Raw genomic sequence first — 22,670 nt, 5'->3', positions numbered from 1 at the left:
GTAAAATTTAGTTACAACAATGATATTTCGCCAACTATCTGAACATGAAAGCAATTTGTCACGAGCACCCCAAAAGGGGTAGTTTTGGTCGTTAACCCCCTTGCTAATATTCTCCTGGGGAATTATTCTGACAACACTTACTGATGAGTTTATCGACTATTAAGGGTTGATGTGACCGGAAAAGTGAATTTAATTCTCATACATACATGTAATTTTCAATTTTATGAAACCAGCATCACATAAACCTAGATGAGCTGTGTAATTCAAATTGAAAACTAACAACTTAGTTCCATAATGGGGAAGTCAATACACAGCTATTGATTAGGGAAAAGGACTTTTATGAGAAATATCGCCGATTTTATCGAGCAACTAGAAAAAGGAGATAACCCATTTAATGTTTGGGTTTACTCCAGTAAAGGTCAATATAGTCAGTTTGGCAAGCAAGGTAATAAGATTTCAACCCCGGCTCTTCAGCGTGCGTTGAACAAGTACCTACAAATTGTGGTAGAAATGAATAATGAATCGGATGACGATGCATTTTTATTACTGCCCGAGGTGCATGCCGCCGTGCCTGTTTCGTTCCGAGACGGCCAAGTACAATTACTGACAAGACAAAACTAAATAAGCCATAGCATTTTGTGACTAACGATTAAGAACGATACCTGGCTAGGTCAATCTTCAACACAAAGTGATAGTGACTTAACCAAAAACAGACCTTTACGGTCTGTTTTTTTATGGCTTTACAGCAGCCACATCCGCTTTCTGTCATACCAATCTGGATAAGTAGTTGATCGAGTATTTATGTAGGTTGGTATCACTCATAACTGTATCTAAAACTCTGATAAGGATTGATAAAGGATGTCTGCATTAGCACTCGTCTACCAGACTGACAGGCTTTGTTACCTTCATCCCAGCCTTGGTTAAATTTTGTGTCACTACCATCCAGGGTTTCATCCTTACCAAAAACTTTCCCATAATTGCCGGTAATGCCCAGCGCACTGTCACAACCTTGGTTATAGCCATAATGGTAGAGACTGTCGTAAGGCACATCGTAAACATAATCATCTGGAAAAAGCTGATAGTTTTCCAGATCTGAGCTTGAACAACCCAGCATTGTCATTGGAAATATGACAATAGCAGCCCAATACCCTGTCTTTTTCATAACGACCCCTCTAGTATGGCGTTTAGTAAATAGTAGCTAAAACCTACACACACTGATGCTCAGAAAGATAATTAATTCAGATAAAAGCCAGCATTGCTGGCCTTATCATTAGAACAGGTTAAGTGCGGATTAGCTGATTACTTGTTCAATACCGCATTCAAACGCTCAAATCCGCGTTCTAGATCAGCGATCAGATCGTCTGCCGACTCCAAGCCAATATGCAATCGCAATAACGGGCCTGCAAAATCTTTCTTGGCAACCGTGCGTAGCGAATTAATATTTTCGTTCGCGAGGATCAAGCTCTCAAAGCCACCCCAAGAGTAGCCCATGCTGAAATGCTCCATACCATCGAGCAATGCCGTCAGCGCCTCGGAATTACCGCGGTTCAACACAACAGAAAACAGACCGTTACACCCTTTAAAGTCACGCTTAAAAAATTCGTGCCCTTCACAGCTTTCAAAAGCCGGATGGCGCACATGATCAACTTCTTCGCGCTCTGCCAACCACTGTGCAACTTTAAGGCTATTCTGCTCATGCTGCTTCAAACGTACGCCTAGAGTACGAAGTCCTCGCATGGCAAGGTAGATATCATCCGCAGAGGTACATTGACCAAGCAGGTAACTGTTTTCTTGTAACTGTGCCCAACAGCGTTCATTAGCGACTGCAGTCCCCAGCATGACATCAGAATGCCCCACAATATATTTGGTTGCAGCCTGAATCGAGATATCAACACCATGATCAAAAGGCTGGAAGTTAATTGGTGACGCCCACGTATTATCTAGCATCACAACCAAATCATATTCATGGGCAATACGAGACAAAGTCGGAACATCTTGAACTTCCATGGTGATTGAACAAGGTGACTCAAGGAACAATACTGTTGTATTCGGCTTGATAAGGTCACGGATCCCCTCACCAATCATTGGATCGTAATACGTGGTTTCCACGCCCATCTTATCGAGGATTTTATCACAGAAATCACGGGTCGGTTCGTAAACACCGTCGACCATCAAGATGTGATCTCCTGCTTTAACGAACGACAGAATAGCGCTGGTAATCGCTGCCGTCCCACAAGGGTACACGGCACAGCCTACACCGCCTTCTAACTCAACCATGGCATCTTGAAAAGCAAAGTGAGTGTTGGTACCGCGGCGGCCATAAAACAGGGCTTGGTTCTTTCTGTTAGCCGTTGCCTGCTTCATCTCTTTCACCGACTCAAACACTATGGTCGAAGCTCGGCTAACAGGTGGATTAACCAGCGACTGTGTCCACTTTGCAGAACGCCCAGCAGTAACGATCTTGGTCTCTAATGATTTCTTTCCCATGTTGTGTCTCTTTCCTTTCATTCTCGGCGCTAGTCTCCATTCATTTGACGTTATCACAGTTGGACGCTAAATGGGTAGCCATGAAAAAAAGACAACAAAAAAGGGCACGAAGGCCCTTTTAACTCTATAAAGCAGCCGTATATACAGCTGCCGCCTTATGGCTCTTGTGAAACAGGCTGCAACTTATAGTGTGAAGAATCCAGCTTAAATAACTCAGGTAGCGCTGTGCCCACAGAGACTGAAGACCAAGTCCCCGTCAGAATGCCGATAAACATCGCGATGGCAAACCCTTCAAGAGGACCGCCACCCAATAACCATAAAGAGCCAACTGTCAGCAAAGTCGTACCGGATGTGATCATCGTACGGGAAATCGTCGCCGCTATCGCTTCATTGTTGATATCTTCAATCACTTGATTCGGTTTCGAAATCAACAACTCGCGAATACGGTCTGCAATGATGATTGAGTCATTCAGCGAGTAACCCAAAATAGCCATCACAGCTGCCAGCACCGTCAAATTGAATTCCATCTGAGTCAGTGCAAAGAAACCCAGAACAAAAATTACGTCGTGCGCCAGAGCAAAGACTGAACCCGACGCCAAACGCCATTCAAAACGGTAACTCAGGTAACCGAGAATACACAGCACAGCGACCAACAGTGCCAATCCACCCTGCTCTGCCAATTCCTGCCCCACTTGTGGACCTACAATGCTGGTATTTAGCACCTGTACTTGTGAATCAATAGTATGCAGTGCAGCGGCAATATCCGGCGCTTCACCGTGCTGTGGAATCGCATAGCGTAATACCCAGCGTCCCGGCTCACCGGCCGCAATCACGCTGACATCCTGACCCAGTTTATCGTCCAGCAGTTGATCGATTTCATGGCTAGTTAACGCACTGTTGGTTTGAACTTCAGTGACAATACCACCGGTAAAATCTAATCCCCAGTTCAAACCTTTGACCGAAATAGCCACTATGGAACCAATCAGTAAAATAATAGAAATGACACTCGTAACGTGACGCCATTTTGTTGCATTTGTCATAGTGATAAACATATTAAATTCGCACCTCACGACGAGCATCACGACCCCACACCACATTAATAATGGCGCGAGAAGCAAAAATACCGGTAAACATACTGGTCATCAGTCCCAGCCCCAATGTCAAGGCGAACCCTTGAATAGGACCATTACCAATTGCATAGAGAACAACCGCTGTGATCATGGTGGTAAAGTTAGCATCGAAAATCGTACTGAAGGCACTGCTAAAGCCCCGGTCGATTGCTTGAGCTAAACTACGGCCTTCTCTTAGCTTGTCGCGAATACGTTCGAAAATAAGTACGTTAGTATCTACCGCCATACCGACAGTCAACACCAAGCCAGCAATCCCCGGCAGTGTCAGTACCGCCCCAGGGATCATAGCAAGCAGACCAAACAGCATCACCATATTGGAGACCAGTGCGACATTCGCTACCCAGCCAAGGCGTCGGTACCACAAAGCCATAAAGATCAATGTCAGACCCAAACCCAATGCCAATGCCGCAAAACCATTTTGAATATTCTCTGCCCCCAGTGTTGGACCAATCGTGCGCTCTTCAACAATTGTCACAGGTGCTGTTAGTGAACCTGCACGCAGTAACAGCGCCAACTCTTGCGCATCTTGCATTGAGCCAGCGCCGGTAATTCTAAAGCGATTACCCAATTGGCTTTGGATCGTCGCCACACTGATGATCTTGTTCTCTTGTACCGCATTGCCTTCGCTGTTCCGGCTGTACTCGCTAAAAGCGGTGGCCATTGGCTTGCCGATGTTCTGGCGTGAAAAGTCAGACATAATCTTGCCGCCAGCACTATCAAGGTTGATGTTCACTTCGGCCATACCCATCTCACCAAAACTGGCACGAGCATCAACGATATGGTCACCACTCAAAATAGGCTTACGCGCTACGCGTACAGGCTGTCCATCCTCATCATTGATGATCATTGTGCTACCACTACCCAGTTCTCGAACCGGATAGAAAGCCAAGCTGGCTGTTGCACCGATAACACTTTTGGCTGCCGCGGGGTCTTGAACACCAGGCAGTTCGATTCGAATCCGGTTTTCACCTTGGCGCTGCACCAAGGCTTCGGTGATCCCCAGCTCTTCAATTCGGCTACGCATGGTTTGCAAGTTTTGTTGAACCGTTAGGTTACGAAGCTGTGTTTGCTCATCCGCTCTCAGAGCCAACTTAACGCCATGGCCAGCATCATTGGTTACTTGCCATTGAGGGTAGTTATTACGGATAAACTGGCGAACTTTACCATTGGCTTCGCCATTAGGTAGACGCACGGCCAAGGTATCTGAAGCCACTGCTTCAATTCGGGTATTTCGAATGCCTTGCGTGCGAAACTCCTGACGCAATTCATCTTGAAGCAATTCGCCCTGTGCTTGATACACCTGATTCATATCTACATCTAACAAGAATTGAACACCGCCACGAAGGTCCAAACCAAGCTTGATAGGCGCAAAGCCCATATCCTGCAACCATGCAGGTGCTGCAGGTGTCATGGCCAATGTTAATTGCGAATCACTTTTAGGTCCCATTTTCTCCGACAGAACTTTACGGGCTTGGGTTTGCTGTGAATCGTCGGCAAGCACAACCAACGTACTATCTGGCTGCTGATCAATACGCTTAACTGCAATATCATACTGCTTCAATGTGTTTTGCAGTTGAACAACATCAGGCACGGGCACGCCTTTGGCAGAAACTTGCACGGCAGCATCTTCACCGTACCACGTCGGGATTGCACTGAGCATCATCACCACCAAGGTGACGAGAAGGACAACATATTTCCAAGCGGGGTAATGGTTCAACAAACGTTGAGGGGCTTTCTTTCTCATATTTTTTACCACTGTTTTTGTTGCACCCCCATGTCGACAGAGGCACAACTCACTGCTGTTTCAATCAAATTGAAAACAGTCTGAATCGCCCTACTCGTTAAACACTTTGTAGCCATGAGCTAAAGACGCGCAGTATCAATACACAAGTAGCAATACCTAAAGCGAAGCAATACTCAGAGCAAAGTAATAACAAGCAAGGTTTTATAGTCCTACTTTTACAAGGCAGGAATAGATCGATGACAGGCTATGTCTATGAGAGGCGGTGGTGGTAAACCGTATAGAGCAAGTTAGATTCCTTCCAACCGGAAATCCGGCCTGAAGGGGGGGAAGTGTTCAGGGCCCAATCTAGCGCTGGCTGCATATCGACGCGGTAGTCCTTGGCAAAACTCGGGACAGGTTCGATAGGCAACTCAATCGCCAATTGATAAGCAGGTTCAACCTCTTCTGGATCATGGCGCAACAAGCTGGCAAAACGATTAGAACTAACAATAGCGAGGTCAAGACTGCGGTCATGCTTGGAGTGTTGATTGTTATTCGATTGGGAGCTGCTGTGAACGTCTATCGCATCAACGAAGTCAGTCTGATCCAATTTAAACAGCGCATTGAGCTCTGTTTGAGAAGCCTGAAGATGTAAGTTCTGGCTTGCTGTAGCAAAAAAGCGATCAAAAGAAGCGGACTGAGCCAATTGTTGTGAAAAGAGCATCGGCATATAACGAGTGAAAGCACTGTCGACACCGCTATAAACATTATGCTGTAGTCCTGCTGTCACACTTGATACAGGCATGACTGAGCCTGCATGGCTAGGCCATACAAATCCCAAACACACTATCAACATCAAAACTCTCAGCACAGAAACTAGCATAAAACAGCCATTACAGAATAACTTTCCGCATCATAGGGTCCGAGCCAGTGATTCACAAGAAAAGAATGCGTTTGCCTACATTTTTTTAGTTATTTTTTGACAAGCTCATCTGTGCTATATATCGAAGCAAATCATTAGGCCGTGTTAACCTATTGCCAAGATAGTTAAAAACCACATATTCACTATCCATTTTTACCGTTACTCAGTAGCGCTTATGTTAAGGGAAGCAAATCATGACATCACATAAAATTGCATTTATCGGACTGGGCACCATGGGCTTCCCGATGGCTGGCCACCTCGCCAATGCTGGCCACCATGTGACCGTATACAACCGTACCACAGCCAAAGCAGAAAAATGGGTCGAGACTTATGCTGGCAGCTACGCCCTAACGCCTGCTGAGGCGGCTGAAGGGGCTGACTTTGTCTTTACCTGCGTTGGTAATGATGATGATTTACGCCAAGTATACTGTGGTGATGATGGCATCCTTGCATCAGCAAAACCGGGAGCGGTGCTCATTGATAACACCACCGCCTCTGCAGAGGTTGCTAAAGAAATTGCTGAAAAAGCCGTGGATTGCCAGCTTAACTTCCTTGATGCGCCAGTTTCCGGTGGTGAGGCTGGCGCTGTAAATGGTTGTCTTACCGTCATGGTTGGCGGAGATAGCAAGGTATTTGAACAAGCAAAACCTATTATGGGTAGTTTTGCTAAAGCCACCACCTTGATGGGTGGGATCGGCTACGGCCAAGTGACCAAAATGGCTAACCAGCTTTGTATTACCGGTATTCTGCAAGGGTTATCAGAAGCGATTACATTAGCGAAATCTGCAGGGCTTGATATCGAGCAGATGACAGAAGTACTCAAGCACGGTGCAGCAGGATCTTGGCAATTGGAAAATCGCGCTCAAACCATGGCAGAAGATACATTCGACTTCGGCTTTGCCATTGACTGGATGCGTAAAGACCTGAGTATCTGCTTTGAAACCGCGGAGAAACTTGGGGTTGAACTTCCTATCGCCAAACAAGTTGACCAAAAATATGCTGAACTACAAGCCCGTGGCTACCAGCGTGCCGATACCTCCGTGCTTATCAAACAGTTCGATAACGATAAGCGCTAATACACAGCAAATACTTTTCTTGATGAACGTTTTCAAGTGATTTATTCCCCAGTTTCTAGGGCATAAATACCAACAAAAGCATAGGCTACTAACCAGCCTCTGCTTAGGGACTCAGATGTGCAGGCTGATTGGGTCCCTAGCATGGCAACAGATACAAGACGACAGGGGATATGATTAAGGGCAAATACAACCAGTTTTAACTTGGGAAAATGGAAATAGATTTCATCAACTCATCGATATAAATATATTATCCAACTATAGCGAAAAAAATTTAAAGTTACCAATTAACAATAAATAATACTTAATACGCATATTTATTGTTAATTGAAATTCCGCTGTTAATATTAACATCAACAATATACATCAACTCTAACCACATGATTAAAGCTTATGCTTACTTGTCTATGAAAAGACCACATATCCACATATTCAGCGTAACATCAACATTTCTTCTTTTTGCTTTTTGTTGTTACCAATTGCTCGCTAATGAAAGGATGACTTTTGGGTTAGGGTTAATTTTCGTTGGCATCATGGTCACCTTGTTCAGCCAAGCTTCTTCTTATCGCCAGAAGTACTTAAGCCGTGACTAAACTAAGACTCAATCACCTAAGGTAGTTTTGGTATATGACCCAAAAAAACCTCTTTCAATGAAAGAGGTTTTTATAACGATAACTCGTCATTTATACCAACCTACATAAATATTTGATCAACTACTTATCCAGGTTGGTATTAGTCTTTAAAGGCTAATGAAAATCCCCGCCAAAGCAGCACTCATCAAGTTGGCTAGTGTTGCAGCTAATACTGCTTTAATACCCAGGTTCGCAACATCACCACGACGCTCTGGGGCCATTACACCAATAGAGCCAATCTGAATAGCGATTGAACCTATGTTGGCAAAACCACACAGGGCAAAAGTAATAATCACCTGGCTGTTCTGAGATAATGTTTCTTTGATGCTGACGAAATCGAGGAAAGCAACAAACTCATTCAGAATCATTTTCTGGCCAATGAACGCACCAGCCTGAAGCATTTCAGACGCAGGCACACCAATGACGAACGCTAGCGGTGCGAATAGGTATCCAAGCATACCTTGCAAGGTTAGGTGCTCGAAGCCTACCCAAGAACCTACGGTTTCTAGACCCGCGTTAGCCATTGCAATCACGCTAACAAAAGCAATCAACATAGTACCGATAGCCACAGCCACTTTCATACCGTTCATGGCCCCTGCAGCTAGAGCATCAATCGCATTACTGTGATCACTTTTCGCCATTTCAATATCAGTTTGCTCAACCGCGACACTCTGCTCTGGTACCAGCAATTTAGCCATCATCAAGCTACCTGGCGCAGCCATAAAGCTTGCAGCAATTAGGTACTTCAGATCCACACCCAAACCTGCGTAACCGCCGAGAACACTGCCGGCAACCGATGCCATACCACCTGTCATTACTGCGAACAGTTCTGAGCGTGTCATTTGAGGCAGGAATGGTTTCACCAACAGTGGGGATTCACCTTGTGATAGGAAAATATTACCTGTAGCAACCAAAGATTCAGCACGGCTTGTACCCAACGCACGCTGAATACCACCACCGATCACTTTGATGATCCATTGCATCACGCCAAGGTAATAGAGAAGGGAAATAAGAGCACTAATAAAAATAACAAGCGGAAGGACGCGAACAGCAAAGATAAAACCGGAAGTCGCTAGATCACCAAACAGGAACTTGATCCCTTCATCGGCAAAACCCAATACGCTAGCAACACCATTACTCATTGCTCCCAGCAGCTTTTGCCCAATAGGAATATACAAGACCAAAGCGGCAAAGCAGGCCTGTAACAACAATGCCCCACCAACCGTGCGCCAATTGATTGCACTACGGTTTTCAGAAAGCGCGTACGCGCACAATACCAGTACCAAAATACCGGCCAAACTAATTAACAACTGCATTATTTCGTCCTGTTGCTTTGACTATGTGTTGGAAAGTCGAAAAATGAAGGTGTTACTGTCTGCAATACCAATGGGGACATCGCCTTCGGAGAGAAAGCTAAACATGGAAGGTCCTGAACAAGATTGCTCAAAAAATGTGGAATTGCCCGTCCATTTGTAAAACATACAAATCACCTAATTAACAAGCTAAGTAATGCCGGTCCAACTCCGTGGGTCATTCACATGTCCATGGTGACAGCTTGTTAATACCAAACTAAGTAATAGTCTCGCTGATAATTCGAGTTATGACTTTGTTAGGTATAGGTGGCTGAACGCTATGGTTCTGGCCGGAAGCGGAGTATATAGAGATATAAATCACATTAAAAACCCGAAAGGGTGTTTTTTTTGTGAACTCGGCTTGATTGAGCAAAAACTCGTCAAACGTAAGAAAAGATTTCCAACTGTCAATTTCGTATATAGAAAAGCAAACGATTACTAATTTTTTGACGCTGTATTTCTGCTTTTTATTCTGGTAATTGCTTAAAAGCGCAGCCAAGAAATAGGTTTACTCAGCTACGCCTAGGTTCAAACTTGTCATCTCAATAGAGATTAATCTTGCTCTTTTTGCATTTTCGCGATGATATTGATGTAGTCTTTTGGTGGCGGTGTCCACCCCCGCTCGGATGAAGCATGCTTATGATGCCGGTCTGTTTTCATTTCGTTGCTGAGTACTTCCTCTAGTTGTATAAACAGATCACGATACGTTGCATTGAATTTGCTTTCCTCAGTATTGTCCTTCCAAGCTTGGTACAGCACTTCTTTACTTCTGGCTTCCGTCTCAACAAAGGTTTGCCGCAACTTCTCGGCTCTAAATGGGTGAACTCCCAAATCTTTCAGAGCTTGAGTCCCCATCGTCAATGCGGAGTGGTAGGTTTCACTGATAATAAAGTCAGCACCGGCAAAGCGAAGTGCGTAGTGATGGCCCCGATCATAAGCCCTCGCTAAAATACGAACATGGGGGTAGCTATGCTTCACATACTCTGTAAGCTCTACCGCACGCTCTTGATCATCAATGGCAATCACCAACAGTTTTGCCTCTTCAATACCAGCGGTATGCAGTAAATCAGGGCGCGTCGCATCCCCATAATAGCTTTTGATTTTGATGGCCCGCATATTATCTATCTGGCCAGCTTCATGATCGAGAACAACGGTTTTGATCCCGTTAGCGACCAACAAACGGTTAATAATTTGCCCAAAACGACCAATCCCTGCGATGATCACCGTCCCGGTTTCATCAATTTTATCCGCTTCTCGCTCATTGCTCTGCTCTACAAATTTCGGCACTACCACTTTATCGAAGAAAATGAACAAGCCTGGAGTCAGGAGCATGGAAATGGCGACGACCAGGGACAATATCTGTGCAATGCCTGCAGGCAGTACATGGTTTTGCATTGAATAACTCAGTAACACAAATCCAAATTCACCCGCCTGAGCCAAGCTCAATGTCAGCAAATAGCGATCACTTCCCTTTACTTTAAAAATCAACGCGAGGGAAAATAGCACCGCTGCTTTAATCAGCATAACCCCCAAGGTAATACCCAGCACCAAACCCACATTGCTCATCAACACCGAAAAGTCTATGCCAGCACCGACGGTAATAAAAAACAAACCGAGCAACAGCCCCTTGAACGGTTCTATGTTCGACTCAAGTTCATGGCGAAATTCACTGTTTGCCAACACAACGCCAGCCAAGAAGGTGCCCAATGCAGGAGACAACCCGACCAAACTCATCAAAGCTGCGATACCAATAACAAGCATCAGCGCGGAAGCTGTGAAGATCTCTCTGAGACCCGCACTAGCAACAAAACGGAATAATGGCCGGCTAAGGAAGTGCCCTCCCACTACCACAGCACAAATAGCACCGACAACAACCAACGCATAACCCCAACCAGGCAGCCCTTCAACGAGACTTAGCTCCTCATGATGTTCAGCCGCTTTATGCACCAATTGCTGAGCTTTTTCCACCAGTTCAGGCAGTGCCAACAAGGGGATCAAAGCCAGCATAGGAATAACCGCAATATCTTGGAACAACAAGACAGAGAAAGCATTCCTACCTCCTTCGGTTTTGGCTAACCCTTTTTCGTTGAAGGTCTGCAAGACAATCGCGGTTGATGACAGAGAGAAGATCAAACCTATCGCCAACGCCATAGTCCAGCCTAGCCCAAAGAACATCGCTATCGCCATCACAATCAAGGTCGTTAATCCGACTTGTAGCCCCCCCAAACCCATTAATCGATGGCGCATGTCCCATAACATTCTGGGTTCTAATTCCAACCCGACCAGAAACAGCATCATAACTACACCAAACTCGGCAAAATGCTGAATGGCCAAGGTTTCTTCACCCACCAAGCCCACCACAGGACCGATGACGACACCAGCAATCAGGTAACCTAATACCGAGCCCAGGCCAAGACGTTTAGCAATAGGAACGGCAACCACGGCCGCACACAGGTAAATAAATGCCTGAATAAAATAGATGGTCATGCCTACCCCTCCCTAATCAGCACATCGAGGTGGTCGTTGAGCTTGGTTACCGCACCTGCCTGCTCAAAGTCAATCCGGTCATCCCGCAATGCCAGCAGCAATCGCTGCCAGCCTTCAATATGCTTCCCTACCCGCTTTTCCTCTGCAGCCGTCCGAGCACCGAACAATGCATAGGGTGCAATATAGTGCATGCCTGTTAACACTGCGGTTTGTTCCAGAGGATGCAGTAACTCGCGGAGGGTGTAGTGGTTGAAGCCATCTTCGCAGTAAGCATTTGCTGGCCCACCAGCGGTGAGCGCACACAAAAATTTCTTACCCTGCAGTGCGGTTCCGTCCTCACCGTAGGCAAAACCATATTCCAATACCAAATCCTGCCACTCTTTTAAAATTGCGGGAGTTGAATACCAATACATAGGAAACATGAACACCACAATGTCATGCTCTCGGAGTCGCTGCTGCTCCCGATCGATATTGATATGGAAGGTTGGGTATTCTTGGTAGAGATCAACCGCTGTCACGCCACCGATACCCTGGGAGGATCGGAATAAAGGCCAATTTATCTCAGAACGATTAATAGATGGATGGGCGAAAAGAATAAGTACTTTGTTCTTGGTCCCTGACATAAAGCTCCACACTCCGGGAATCATAACGACAAGCGACGGATAAGCCGTGTCCCACAAAAATGTCACAAAGTCGCGATAAGACAATAGCCTAGCCGCGATACCTCTTTGGCATTAAGTGTAGACTGACAAATAAAAAAAGGGCGCCTGGAAGAGCGCCCAAAAGGAAGTTGTGTGCTAATTGCTTACATCGTTTCCAAGCTCGGTATCCAAGGAAAGGGCGCGATGCCCTAGGGGAGGTATAGATACCTTGCTTGTTGCCCGAAACGTATAATTAATAAAGCAATGGATATGCCAACTTTTCAAATTAAGACTGTTTTATTTAAATGTAAGGAATTTCGACCTCTTGGGCTTGAAATATGGCGGTTTGGGCTAGTAATCACCATTTTTATTGGAGTACATTTCCACTACAATGCATTGATTTTTAGCCGTTAAGTGATTGCTAAGCGTGCACGGCGCACCATATTAGAGCAGAAGGAAGCCCAAGGCCCTGGTTATGAAAGGACGTTCATCAAGTACCTCATGGAAAGCGTTATCCCGAAAAGTCATTAATGAAAAATCATCTACCTTTAGGAGCACAGCAATATGGCTTCTATTGGCCTTGCTTCCACTTAGCCAAAGCACCGCTAATTCACCCCTAATTCCCCAGCAACTCCTCAACCATACAGATACTTACGGCAACATCTCACTACGCAACTCTGCCGAGATCGCGTTACCGGATCCCTTGGTTGTTAAGGGAGACCTTAATCTCGAAAACAGCCAGATACGCCAGCTTCCCAATACTCTAGCGGTAAAGGGAAACTTGAACCTTGCGTATAGCCACATCGAATATTTACCCGCTCAAATCCGCATTGGTGGCTACCTTAACCTTGCCCACTCGAATATTGCCGCGATCAATGAAGGATTACAGGTACATGGCGATCTCAGCCTGATGGGCACAACACTGACTAAGCTCCCTGCACACCTTTATGTTGGCGGCGATCTTTACCTCGCCAACTCAAGCATAACCGAACTGCCTGAATTCCTTGTTGTGAAAGGAAATGTTCACCTTGGTGGTATAGCGATTAACCGTACCCCAGAGCATGCTCAAATTGAAGGGTTCATATTCCAGTAGCGCCACAAACTAAAAAAAAGGCGCCCAGTCGGACGCCAAAGGAGGTTGAAACAGAAGTTACCGGTTATCACATGTATTGCTTGTAATGAATAGTTTGATTAATGAATAATTTGCTGCAAGAACGCTTGAGTTCGATCAAACTGCGGAGCACTAAAAAAGGCTTCTGGCTCGTTCTGCTCAATGATTTCACCTGCATCCATAAATATCACCCTATCTGCCACCTCTCGGGCAAAACCCATCTCATGGGTAACGCAGATCATTGTCATACCCTCTGAGGCCAACTCCACCATGACATCGAGCACTTCCCTTACCATCTCAGGGTCCAACGCCGACGTGGGTTCATCGAATAACATCACCTGTGGTTGCATAGTCAAAGATCGGGCTATCGCAACACGCTGTTGCTGTCCACCCGATAACTGTCCAGGAAACTTGTGTGCTTGGTCTGCGATTCTTACACGCTTTAGGTATTCCATCGCGAGAGCTTCCGCCTCTTGCTGAGGCATTTTCTTCACCCAAATCGGTGATAGCGTGCAGTTTTCCAGCACAGTCAAATGTGGAAACAGATTAAAATGCTGAAAACACATCCCGACTTCCCGACGCACCAGTTCTATGTTCTTCAGATCGTCGGTAAGCTCTGTCCCCGCCACCATAATTTGGCCACGCTGGTGATCTTCTAGATGGTTAATACACCGAATCATCGTTGACTTACCCGAACCGGATGGCCCACAAATGACAATTTTTTCACCTTTTTTCACATTTAAATCAATATCTTTTAGAACATGAAATTCACCGTACCACTTATTAACTTTCTGCAGGCGGATCACAGAGTCTTCCGGCACTGACTGATAAACGGTTTTTGTAAACATATAAACTTCCTTGTACAAGTTAATGTCGGTGTTCCGTGTTTAGCTTACCTTCCAGGTAAATACTGTATCGAGACATACCGAAACACATAATCCAAAACACCAAAGCTGCAAAAACGAAACTCTCGGTAGAAAAGCCAAGCCATGCCGGATCACTGTTTGCCGACTGGGCAATGCCAAGGACATCAAACATACCGATAATCAAAACCAGACTGGTATCTTTCAACAGGGCAATAAAGGTATTCACGATAGAAGGAATACTGATCTTCAGTGCCTGCGGCAAAATGATCAGCCTCATCGATTTCCAATAACTCAGGCCAAGCGCTTCAGCCGCCTCGAACTGCCCTTTTGGTATCGATTGCAAGCCCCCGCGAATCGCTTCAGCCATATATGCGGCATTAAACAACACCACACCAATCAATGCCCTTACTAGTTTGTCTATTTCTGTCCCGCCAGATAAGAACAGCGGCAACATGACCGATGCCATGAACAATACGGTGATCAAAGGAACACCACGCCAAAACTCGATATAAACCGTACTAAAGCTGCGCACAATTGGCATCTGTGATCGGCGACCAAGTGCTAACACAACGCCAAGCGGTAATGAGACCACAATACCAGTTAGGGCAATGACTAAAGTAATGAGCAAGCCGCCCCATAAGTGTGTTTCAACCACAGGTATACCAACCACACCTCCGTACAACAAAGCCACAGACAAAACGGGAAGCACGGATACAGAGACCACCAGTAGCCATTTTTTGACTGAGCCCTTGCCCAACAACATCCCAGCAATGATACCTAGCAGTCCCAGCATAAATGTCACTGGTCGCCATATCTCTTCGCTCGGATAAAACCCAAACATAAACTGTTGGAATCGAGCCTGAACAAATACCCAGCATGCGCCATCGCGACTACAATCTTCACGGCTAACCCCAACCCAGTCGGCATCAAGAAGTGCCCATTGGATAATGCTCGCCAATGCGATAAATGTACCACCGGCAATAACACCTGTGATAAGGGTATTTAATGCTGAAGAGAACAAATTCTCCCTAAGCCATGCCGAAATGCCGATCATCTTCGATGGCGGTGCTTCAGACGGCGAAAAATGAAAAACTTTCATATTATCTCTCCACCAAGGCCATTTTACGGTTATAGATATTCATCAACAGTGAAGTTAACAAGCTAAACGTCAGGTAAACCGCCATGGTCATCGTGATGATCTCAATCGCCTGCCCGGTTTGGTTCAGCGTTGTCCCGGCAAATACCGAAACGAGATCGGGATAACCAATCGCCATTGCTAATGAAGAGTTCTTCACCAAGTTCAAATACTGGCTGGTAAGGGGAGGAATGATGACTCTCATTGCCTGTGGGATCACCACCAACTTGAGCACTTTCGTTGATGGTAAACCCAATGCACTTGCAGCTTCAGTTTGCCCCTTATTAACCGCCATGATCCCAGAGCGAACAATTTCTGCGATAAAAGCTGCAGTATAAATAGACAGCGCAATAAGCAAAGCAAACAATTCAGGCATGACATCAATGCCGCCTCGGAAGTTGAAACCTTTCAACTCAGGATATTCAATGCCGATTGGCTTGCCGGCAAAGAAAAAAGCCAGCACTGGCAGTACTACCATGACTAATGCACTTAATCGCCATGCAGGAAGAGGGTGCCCCGTATTGTACTGCCTTCGATGGCTCGCGATGTGTATCGCCACCACACCCAACAAGCCCGCGATCACTGATATACCAACCCACACTGCACCAGAATGGAACTCCAGTGCAGGAAAGAACAAACCGCGAACATTTAAAAAGACAGAATCGGCGAAAGATAAACTATTGCGCGGTGAAGGCAATGCTTGCAAAACGACGGTGTACCAAAACAAGATCTGCAATAACAATGGAATGTTACGAAAAACTTCAATGTAAACAGCGGCAACCCGACTCAGTAGCCAATTTTTCGACAGGCGCGCTATCCCAATTATAAAGCCCAGTACCGTAGCCAAGGCAACTCCCAGCGCAGCAACCAAAGCGGTATTGAGTAAACCAACTATGAAAGTCGCACCATATGTATGAGTCTCATCATATGAGATCAACGACATCCCAATTCCAAAGCCCGCCGTTTGCCCCAAAAAGTCAAACCCGGTAGCAATCCCTCGTTGCTCCAGATTCACTAGCGCGTTATTGATAGCGCCATACCCCAAAAAGCCCATCCCAGCTAATAACAGTATCTGAAAGAAAATGGCTCTCGCTGTCGGGTTATACAGCAGCCGCTTTAATCCAGAGGTTAATGGAACTTGCGAGGGTTCATCAGCAGATGGAGCAGCAGCACCTCTATGACGGGCGGTCTTTGGCTCAGGACCAAGCCGCGAATCCAACTCTAAATCACTAATAGACATCAATGCACCTTTACCACTCAGTTAAATCCATGTGCAATAACAAATGAAAAGAGGCCAGATACCCAGCCTGACCTGGCCCCCTCTCTCCTGCCAACTTATACCAACCTAAATAAGTATTTGATCAGTTTTACTGGTTAAAATCGCTGCTATCTATGTTAGAGATTTTGTAATTAGAGCAACTAGTTACTGCAATCTCTGCCTTGATAACAACCATTTTTCCTGCGTAATACATAGATCAATTACTTATCCAGGTTGGTATTAATAACTATCGAACTGGAGGTGCATACATGATGCCGCCATCATTCCATAATGCATTCAAACCTCGAGCAATTTTCAATGGTGACCCTGTACCCACTGTTCGCTCAAAGCTATCACTGTAATTCCCGACTTGCTTTAGAACTTGATACGACCAATCATCTGTTAGCCCCAAACCTTGGCCTTTCGGCCCATCAACACCCAATAAGCGCAAAACATTAGGATCGGTCGACGTTTTCATGCTATCGACATTGGCTTGTTCAATGCCATACTCTTCAGCATTCACCATTACATTCAATGTCCACTTTGCGATATTGAACCACTGGTCGTCACCTTGAGCGACAACAGGCCCTAATGGCTCTTTAGAAATCACTTCAGGTAGTACGACGGCTGACGTTGGGTCTGCAAGCTTGATACGTAGTGAGTAGAGTTGAGACTGATCGGAAGTCAGCACATCACAACGGCCTGCTTCAAAGCCCTTAACTGTTTGATCGGATGTATCAAACACAACTGGCTTGAACTCCATGCCATGCACTCGGAAATAGTCCGCCAAGTTCAATTCAGTTGTTGTGCCTGACTGGATACACACCGAGGCACCATCAAGTTCTTTAGCCGAACCGATACCTAGCTCTTTGCTGACCATAAATCCTTGGCCATCATAATAATTAACACCAACGAAATTGATCCCAAGAGCACTGTCACGCTGCATCGTCCATGTTGTATTTCGAGACAGAATATCGATTTCACCAGACTGAAGTGCGGTAAAACGCTCTTTCGCCGTCAGTGGCACAAACTGTACCTTACTGGCATCTTTTAACACTGCCGCAGCCACCGCACGACAATACTCAACATCGATACCTTCCCAGTTACCTTTCGCATCGGTACTAGAAAAGCCTGGTAGACCTGTACTCACTCCACACTTTAAAACTCCTGCTTCTTTCACCTTTTTCAACGTTGCCCCAGAAGAATCTGACGCCGCTGTAACACTACCCGAAACCATTAGCGCTGAAGCTAATAAAGAAATCGACACACCATTTATAACTTTCTTCATATTGGACATCCTGTCTACCATTAGAGATAAGCTTTTGTTTTACTTTCCAATCTCATTATTGCAACAGGTATGCCAACATAACCCTAAAGGATTAAATCGGCACCTAAATAGAAAATATCACTAACAATAAAATTTTTATGACAGATATAGCTATAAAATCAGGAAACAAAGGATTAGATACCAACAATCAACAAACCACGGAAGGCACGCTCAGTATTAGGGCGCAATCGCTTCAAAACAGCCCCCCAATTTGGGGAGGGATTTGCACCAAAACTACTCAAGCAATATTGATATACTCGCTAACGAGTACAACAAATACTCTTTCGTTCAAAAATAATGAGATATAAAGATCAATGAGGAAATATTTGATTTAGAAGTAGCGCTCTAAAAAAGTAATCGTTTGCGTAAAGGTTTAAATGAATAATTGACGAAAAGAAGATTTAGTAAGGAAGGGGATATATGCCAGAAACACTGGATCACTTGTGCCTCTGGCTGTACTTCTACTTTAACCTATTACAATCAAGTAATTAGCGCGATTGCGCAGCAACGGAATTACTTAGACTTTGCTTTCAGGTTATTTGTTTGTGCCTGGTGGTAAAACCACTGACGGCGATTTCTATTTGACATAATACACCTCTCATTTTCCTAAACGAGTAAGGTTGATATTTCTCTTTAATAATACCGTTCTTACTCATCCCAATCGTTTTACTTTAAACTAAATCCTGTGACATCCTTATGACAATTTAGTAAAAGAAAAACGTCAATTCTCTATATGTTCCAATATCTGAATTGCCTATTCTTTAAGGCTAATTTGATATCAACATTGGAGTAACAGAGAATTTAAAGAACTGTGATATAGCTAGAGGAGAGTGACTTGACCTTAAATAATGGTTTAAGGAGCCTTGAATGGAATTCTACCTCTGTTTTGCAATCAACAGCGTTCAATATAAGAGGGTACCAAACCTTTTGCAATAGTCTTTGGCATTTTTTTTGTGATAAACATCATTATTTTTCACCCTCATATACCTTCTCTTTAGATATTCTAATCCAGCACATTGATTTATCTAAGTTAAATCTAAAATCTCAATGAAATTCCCCAATCGTAAATTTAGCAGAAACAAGAAATCTATATACCTATCAATAACAAGAAACCGCCAACAACAAAACAAAAACCTCATATTGACAAGTTCGCAACATGGAATAAAATGGCACAATAGTCCATGCGGGGTAATAACCATGGGTATACACACTATAACTCTTGATAAAAAAGTAAAAGTTCCAAAGAAAATTCTATTTAGATTACTTACCGACCACGATAACCTCGGCCGTTTTTTTGATAGCCAATATAGCTTGATCAAACCAGGCAAGCCTGAATGTAATGGGATCGGTGCTATCAGAGAGGTGTCGACTGGTTTATTTACTTTTCAAGAGCAAGTGATTGATTACAAAGAAAATGAGCATTTACACTACAAAATCATACAAGGTGTACCAATCAATGAGCACGGAGGGTGGATAAAATTCAATAGCTTAAATGCTCACAATAGTATGATCCATTACCGCATCATGTTCACACCCAAAGTCAAAGGGACTGGCTGGATAATGAAGTACCTTTTTGAAAAGCGAATAAAGCGGGCTCTCGACAGTATAGCGAGCTATGGTGAGAACAACTGGCAGCCAGAAAACAGTATTTCCTCCAAGTAACCGATTTATCACATGAATGTGCTAATTGTTTAATATATTTCCTCTAATTTGATCTGGTCGCTATCCAAGATAGCCTTTTAAGGTTTAACTAAGACTATCTAAGTACCAAGCTAAGAGGATCACTATGCAACACCAGCCACTATTAACGACTCAGCGATTACTACTCCGACCGTTGCAACTTTCTGATGCTAAAAGGGTGCAAGAACTTGCGGGTGACGAGCAGATAGCCAATGGTACAATCAATATACCCCACCCTTACACTGACGGTGTTGCTGGACAATGGATTGGCAGGCACTTAGCCGGTTGGCACCAAGGACAATCAGCCATCTATGCCATTACTCTCAAACCAACCCAACAACTCATCGGTTGCGTTGGCCTACACAACATACAAGATGGTAAAGCACAGCTTGGCTATTGGATTGGTGTGCCTTACTGGGGGTTAGGATATTGTACCGAAGCGGCTGATCGCATCGTTGAATTCGGTTTTAAGCGCTTGAATCTTGAAACTATTTATGGCCAGCATTTCAGCCGCGAGAATAACTCCGGAAAGGTAATGCAGAAGATTGGCATGAAACATGTGATGACCAGGAACCACGGGATCAGGGTAAACATGATCACAGAAAACATGGAGTACTATGAGATGAAGTGCCCTCAAGCACTTTCTGTCAGTTAACCGTTGGCGCCTCTCTGCCCAACGACTCCCTCAGCCTTGCCATTTGGTACACATCAACATATTCACCATTACGCAAGGCATAGTTTCTCGATGTCCCCTCAATTACAAAGCCAAGTTTCTCATAGAGCGCAATGGCGGATAAATTATCTGTATACACTGTTAGCTCGATACGAGTCACCCCGATCCAGTTCTCAGCAAGGTCGATCAACGCTGTAAGCAGTTGAGTTCCCACCCCTCTACCTTGGTAATCATCATGTACTGCCATACCAAACCCTGCAACATGTCGGCGTCGGGGGTTTTGCTCAACAGCAAAACCGGCCTGCCCAACAACTTTGCCATCGATTTCAGCAAGGAGGCTGTATACATTTGCAGGTAAGTTTTCCAGCCGTTGCTGCCACATTTCCAGTGACGGATGAGGTAACTGTAATGTACCGCTATAAGCATTTCGCCCAGCGTAAATATCTCGAATCGCAGGAATATCTTCCTTCTCAACATGCCTGATTTTGATCGACATTGGCTTCCTCCTTGTTTCTCCCCCCTTAATCAATCATGTAATAAAATGAAAAACAACAACTTATCAAAGATACAAACAAAATACTTACCGTAACCTATTGCTAAATATCTGACTTATAGCTTTTATGATGTACTTACACTTCAGTTTATTTATAAATTTCAGTTATTTCGAGTTTATTTTATAATCAAATTATTTATCTGATCCTTTTCATTTCTCTATAAGTATAAAGAGAGTGGTTAGCGTATTGATTTTCCAAAAATTATGAACTTATATTCTATTTTAATATAAATATCATAAACATAGACCAAAGCAGCATGAAATTTGTGCCATTTAATGGGATCCAATAGCTATACTGAAATTGAGGTAGATGGGCTAATTCGCACTAGCAACCCAAATTAACTTATGCGACAAGCTACATTTAATGCTCATGGGAAAAAAAGTTTAACTGTTAACACACTGATTTTTAGTCGATAAGAAAAAAAATAATAATCTGATGAAAGATACGATTTAAAGGCAGGTCTTATAGGTTGAACGTGAACTTAGTAACACTCATAAGTACACAAACAACAATATGGCCGAAGCCATAGATAACGAGGTGAAGATTATGTCTAGCTTAAAAGTACTAACTGCAACCGCTGTGATTGTAATGTCTTCTTCAGCCTTTGCTGATATCCGTGTGGCAGATACCCACAACGGTGCATGGGTAACCGTAACTGAGAATGGTCAGCCAGCGGCAAACGCGTCTGTCTCTGTTGCCAATGTCCCTCAACAACGTCAGAGCTACAAAACTGATGCAAACGGACGAGTTTTCATTCCATTAACATTAGAAAACTCTCGTTCTATCAAATACAAAGCAACTACTGAGGGTGGTAAACAATCTTCTCGTTTCGCTTTCCACTCTACTAATAAATAGTTGAAGAGACCCTAATATGCAAAGGCCCTCTTCGGAGGGCTTTTACTTTTGTGACCATCCACACAAAACTATCGGTAATCCTTCCGGTTAAGATCCCTTGCTAAGACAAGTGCTAAACCTAGAACTTGAAGGAATAATGCCAAGTTCCTCAGCCGGGATATGGCTTTCATCTTGCCAGCATTATCATTAATCAACTCTTGGTTAACCAGATATAAGTCATTAATTTTCTCACGCTGCCCTGTTTGCACCTCATTGAGTGCTTCCATCAGAGTTGGGATACTCTCAATGGACAGTTCAACAGGTATATCTGGAAGCCAATAACCAATATCATGTTCAATTTGCGCCGCTACCTCACCAGGCAACGAAGACTGCATCATTTCGGCCGCATTCAAGATCACCAACACATGCTCTCGCTTACGCTCGACAGTTTCAACTTGCTGCCAAATCAATTGGATCAGTTTTTCATTACCTTGCTGGCGCTGGACGATATCATTCGACAGCCTTGCTAAATCATCAATATAAAAATTCGTCAGCAAAGCCGAAACAATATTGAGAATCAAACCAATTGCGACCAGTGTCCAAGTCGGTACATGCCATTTTTTAGAAGAAGCCTGTTTCATCAAACCATCCATGCTACCGACAAATATACTCATAATTATGGCAAAAAATTTTCACTTTTATGTCGATAAAGTAACACCAAGTATTCTCACTAAGACAGTCATTTATATTAACTTCATGGCTGGCGGTTTCTTTGACTATCTTTA

20 protein-coding genes are annotated in these 22,670 nt (G+C 44.3%); 6 read left to right on the top strand and 14 right to left on the bottom strand.

The window, feature by feature from the left end:
- The first annotated feature begins 339 nt into the window (after nucleotides 1-339).
- Nucleotides 340-621, top strand: coding sequence for a hypothetical protein (locus NHN17_RS08450; RefSeq protein WP_255041845.1), 282 nt, complete (start codon nucleotides 340-342; stop codon nucleotides 619-621).
- Between the two features lie 193 nt (nucleotides 622-814).
- On the opposite strand, the gene NHN17_RS08445 is transcribed toward NHN17_RS08450, so the two are convergent.
- From NHN17_RS08445 to NHN17_RS08425, 5 genes are all read right to left on the bottom strand, one after another.
- Nucleotides 815-1,162 carry a hypothetical protein gene (locus NHN17_RS08445; protein WP_255041844.1) on the bottom strand — a complete coding sequence of 116 codons (348 nt, stop codon included), beginning with the start codon at nucleotides 1,160-1,162 and terminating at the stop codon, nucleotides 815-817.
- A 137-nt stretch (nucleotides 1,163-1,299) separates the two neighbouring features.
- Nucleotides 1,300-2,487, bottom strand: a complete 1,188-nt coding sequence (locus NHN17_RS08440) for a cystathionine beta-lyase (protein WP_255041842.1) — start codon at nucleotides 2,485-2,487, stop codon at nucleotides 1,300-1,302.
- A gap of 155 nt (nucleotides 2,488-2,642) precedes the next feature.
- A complete protein-coding gene (gene secF, locus NHN17_RS08435) occupies nucleotides 2,643-3,539 on the bottom strand; it encodes a protein translocase subunit SecF (RefSeq protein ID WP_255041841.1) in 897 nt (298 codons plus the stop codon).
- 1 nt (nucleotide 3,540) lies between these two features.
- Entirely contained in the window at nucleotides 3,541-5,361 is a 1,821-nt protein-coding gene (gene secD, locus NHN17_RS08430; protein WP_255041840.1) for a protein translocase subunit SecD, read from the bottom strand.
- Nucleotides 5,362-5,611: 250 nt separating this feature from the next.
- Nucleotides 5,612-6,145 (bottom strand): hypothetical protein, encoded by a 534-nt coding sequence (locus NHN17_RS08425; RefSeq protein ID WP_255041839.1) that lies wholly within the window; start codon nucleotides 6,143-6,145, stop codon nucleotides 5,612-5,614.
- Nucleotides 6,146-6,456: 311 nt separating this feature from the next.
- Between NHN17_RS08425 and NHN17_RS08420 the strand changes: the two genes are divergently transcribed.
- Complete coding sequence (locus tag NHN17_RS08420) at nucleotides 6,457-7,338, top strand: NAD(P)-dependent oxidoreductase (RefSeq protein ID WP_255041838.1); 882 nt, start codon at nucleotides 6,457-6,459, stop codon at nucleotides 7,336-7,338.
- A gap of 736 nt (nucleotides 7,339-8,074) precedes the next feature.
- Here the strand turns inward: NHN17_RS08420 and NHN17_RS08415 are convergent.
- The 3 genes from NHN17_RS08415 to NHN17_RS08405 all read right to left on the bottom strand — a co-directional run bounded on the left by NHN17_RS08415 (nucleotide 8,075) and on the right by NHN17_RS08405 (nucleotide 12,429).
- Nucleotides 8,075-9,283: a NupC/NupG family nucleoside CNT transporter gene (locus NHN17_RS08415; protein WP_255041837.1), complete on the bottom strand. Its 1,209-nt coding sequence runs from the start codon at nucleotides 9,281-9,283 to the stop codon at nucleotides 8,075-8,077.
- Between the two features lie 588 nt (nucleotides 9,284-9,871).
- A complete protein-coding gene (locus tag NHN17_RS08410; protein WP_255041836.1) occupies nucleotides 9,872-11,806 on the bottom strand; it encodes a monovalent cation:proton antiporter-2 (CPA2) family protein in 1,935 nt (644 codons plus the stop codon).
- 2 nt (nucleotides 11,807-11,808) lie between these two features.
- Nucleotides 11,809-12,429, bottom strand: coding sequence for an NAD(P)H-dependent oxidoreductase (locus NHN17_RS08405; RefSeq protein ID WP_255041835.1), 621 nt, complete (start codon nucleotides 12,427-12,429; stop codon nucleotides 11,809-11,811).
- Nucleotides 12,430-12,922: 493 nt separating this feature from the next.
- Between NHN17_RS08405 and NHN17_RS08400 the strand changes: the two genes are divergently transcribed.
- Entirely contained in the window at nucleotides 12,923-13,540 is a 618-nt protein-coding gene (locus NHN17_RS08400; protein WP_255041834.1) for a hypothetical protein, read from the top strand.
- A 98-nt stretch (nucleotides 13,541-13,638) separates the two neighbouring features.
- On the opposite strand, the gene NHN17_RS08395 is transcribed toward NHN17_RS08400, so the two are convergent.
- From NHN17_RS08395 to NHN17_RS08380, 4 genes are all read right to left on the bottom strand, one after another.
- Nucleotides 13,639-14,406 carry an amino acid ABC transporter ATP-binding protein gene (locus NHN17_RS08395; RefSeq protein ID WP_255041833.1) on the bottom strand — a complete coding sequence of 256 codons (768 nt, stop codon included), beginning with the start codon at nucleotides 14,404-14,406 and terminating at the stop codon, nucleotides 13,639-13,641.
- 19 nt (nucleotides 14,407-14,425) lie between these two features.
- Nucleotides 14,426-15,523 carry an amino acid ABC transporter permease gene (locus NHN17_RS08390; RefSeq protein WP_255041832.1) on the bottom strand — a complete coding sequence of 366 codons (1,098 nt, stop codon included), beginning with the start codon at nucleotides 15,521-15,523 and terminating at the stop codon, nucleotides 14,426-14,428.
- A gap of 1 nt (nucleotide 15,524) precedes the next feature.
- Nucleotides 15,525-16,799, bottom strand: a complete 1,275-nt coding sequence (locus tag NHN17_RS08385; RefSeq protein WP_255041831.1) for an amino acid ABC transporter permease — start codon at nucleotides 16,797-16,799, stop codon at nucleotides 15,525-15,527.
- A 265-nt stretch (nucleotides 16,800-17,064) separates the two neighbouring features.
- Nucleotides 17,065-18,054, bottom strand: coding sequence for an amino acid ABC transporter substrate-binding protein (locus tag NHN17_RS08380; protein ID WP_373689552.1), 990 nt, complete (start codon nucleotides 18,052-18,054; stop codon nucleotides 17,065-17,067).
- 1,287 nt (nucleotides 18,055-19,341) lie between these two features.
- On the opposite strand from NHN17_RS08380, the gene NHN17_RS08375 reads away from it, so the two are divergent.
- Both NHN17_RS08375 and NHN17_RS08370 read left to right on the top strand, forming a co-directional pair.
- Nucleotides 19,342-19,806, top strand: a complete 465-nt coding sequence (locus NHN17_RS08375) for an SRPBCC family protein (protein ID WP_255041829.1) — start codon at nucleotides 19,342-19,344, stop codon at nucleotides 19,804-19,806.
- Between the two features lie 124 nt (nucleotides 19,807-19,930).
- Nucleotides 19,931-20,479 (top strand): GNAT family N-acetyltransferase, encoded by a 549-nt coding sequence (locus NHN17_RS08370; protein WP_255041828.1) that lies wholly within the window; start codon nucleotides 19,931-19,933, stop codon nucleotides 20,477-20,479.
- On the opposite strand, the gene NHN17_RS08365 is transcribed toward NHN17_RS08370, so the two are convergent.
- Nucleotides 20,472-20,993, bottom strand: coding sequence for a GNAT family N-acetyltransferase (locus NHN17_RS08365; protein ID WP_255041827.1), 522 nt, complete (start codon nucleotides 20,991-20,993; stop codon nucleotides 20,472-20,474). The genes NHN17_RS08370 and NHN17_RS08365 overlap by 8 nt on opposite strands.
- Before the next feature lie 604 nt (nucleotides 20,994-21,597).
- On the opposite strand from NHN17_RS08365, the gene NHN17_RS08360 reads away from it, so the two are divergent.
- A complete protein-coding gene (locus tag NHN17_RS08360; protein WP_255041826.1) occupies nucleotides 21,598-21,906 on the top strand; it encodes a DUF4198 domain-containing protein in 309 nt (102 codons plus the stop codon).
- Between the two features lie 68 nt (nucleotides 21,907-21,974).
- Here NHN17_RS08360 and NHN17_RS08355 read toward each other — a convergent pair whose 3' ends face one another.
- On the bottom strand, nucleotides 21,975-22,526 hold the full coding sequence (locus NHN17_RS08355) for a hypothetical protein (protein ID WP_255041825.1): 552 nt from the start codon (nucleotides 22,524-22,526) through the stop codon (nucleotides 21,975-21,977).
- Nucleotides 22,527-22,670: the final 144 nt, after the last annotated feature.

This window comes from Photobacterium pectinilyticum (assembly GCF_024357955.1).
Classification (GTDB): Bacteria; Pseudomonadota; Gammaproteobacteria; order Enterobacterales; family Vibrionaceae; genus Photobacterium; species Photobacterium pectinilyticum.
Note: the sequence above shows the minus strand (reverse complement) of the source record. Positions and strands in the feature narration are given on the sequence as shown.